Raw genomic sequence first — 1,509 nt, 5'->3', positions numbered from 1 at the left:
TTTGGTCATTTGCATATCACTTCTTAAAGTATCCGAAAGTTCATGCAGTTGCTCTAAATTGGTGAAGTCATTACTATTAAGTTCTTCAGTGGCATCAATTTCTATCGGATCATTACTGCCGATTAAAAATTGAAGTTCTTTCTGTAAGTTTAAAAGGTTTTGACGTCCAGAGCCGTATTGCAAAGCATATTGCTTGGCCAATAATTCGGTTCTAAACATATCGGTTTGAGTAATAACCTGATTTTTATAACGAATTTGGCTTGTTTTGACCAAGCTGTCCATATTGTTTTTGGCAAATTCAATGAGTTCTAATTGTTTTTGTGCCGTTAATACCTCATTCCATTTTTGGGCCACTTCAAAAAGCAACGCTCTTTCTATTTCAGAATATTCATTTTGGGATAACTCCATGTTTTTAAGCGCAACATCAATTTTATTTTGACGCTGACCCATAATTTGAAATTCCTTGGACAATTGCCAAAGTACTTCACGGTTTTCAGGATGGTTCCAATGGGTCCCGCCAGCTAATTCAGAGTTTTTTGCAATTTGAATGGTTTCATTGCTCAGCACTAAATTGGGACGTATTTTTGAACTAAGCACATCACTTTCAGCAATAGCAACGTTAAAATATTCAGATTTTAAAATCGGATTATTGCATTTGGCAGTTTTTAAAATACGCTCTAATGTGAAGGTAGTTTGCGCATTTAAAGGGTGATAAAAAACGAGCGTCACCGTTATATAAATGACTGTTTTTAAAATGAACTTCATGTTATTTTATAGGGAAAATTCGTGCATTATGAATATAATAAGTGCAAAGATTGCCCTTACTCCTCTATTTGTGGGTTAGAGAAATGATAGAAATAAATTAGAATTTCATTAGAAAAGGCTTATCCATTAGGAAAGTTTACAAAAAAATCGGTGCCTTTTCCAAGTTTTGAAGTCATTGAAATTTCACCTTTATGCAAATCGATTATTTTTTGAGTCAATGAAAGTCCAATCCCATTACCGTCTGCAAACTTTTGATTGTCACCTCTGTAAAAAGGCTTGAAAATATTTTTTTGATCAATTTTAGAAATGCCAATACCATGATCTGAAAACTGTAAATGAATAGTTTTATCCTTAAAAGCGATGGATACTTTAGAATGTTGATTATCTGAAAACTTACAGCCATTTTCAAAAAGATTGACAAAAGCAACTTTTAAAAGATAGGAGTTGGCATTAATAGAAATCTGCTCATCGGTTTCAATATCGGTTTCAAAGTGGATATCAATTTTATAATTGGGATGTGCGCGTTGCACTTGTTGTCGGGCATCTAATAAAACCTCATCGATACGAGTTAATTTGAACGCTATTTCCGACGGATCATAACTGGCTTTTGCCATGTCCAAAAGGCTATTGGACAGCCTCACTATTTTTCTGGCATCTTTAAGACTGTTTTCAATGGCCGTTTTATAATCGTCAATGGCGCGTTCTTTGTCCATTGATAACTCCAACTCGGTAATAATAGCCGCT

The 1,509-nt window shown here is 34.4% G+C and carries 2 protein-coding genes; both read right to left on the bottom strand.

Annotated elements, in window-relative coordinates; translation table 11 throughout:
- A partial coding sequence (locus VNJ50_RS08850; RefSeq protein WP_325581026.1) for a TolC family protein occupies positions 1 to 765 on the bottom strand: 765 nt, incomplete at its 3' end.
- A gap of 119 nt (positions 766 to 884) precedes the next feature.
- Positions 885 to 1,509, bottom strand: a 625-nt coding sequence (locus VNJ50_RS08845) for a HAMP domain-containing sensor histidine kinase (RefSeq protein ID WP_325581024.1), incomplete at its 5' end; no start/stop codon positions are given.

The organism is Gelidibacter sp. (assembly GCF_035577925.1).
Taxonomy (GTDB): domain Bacteria; phylum Bacteroidota; class Bacteroidia; order Flavobacteriales; family Flavobacteriaceae; genus Gelidibacter.
This window is presented reverse-complemented; position numbering and strand designations above follow the sequence as displayed.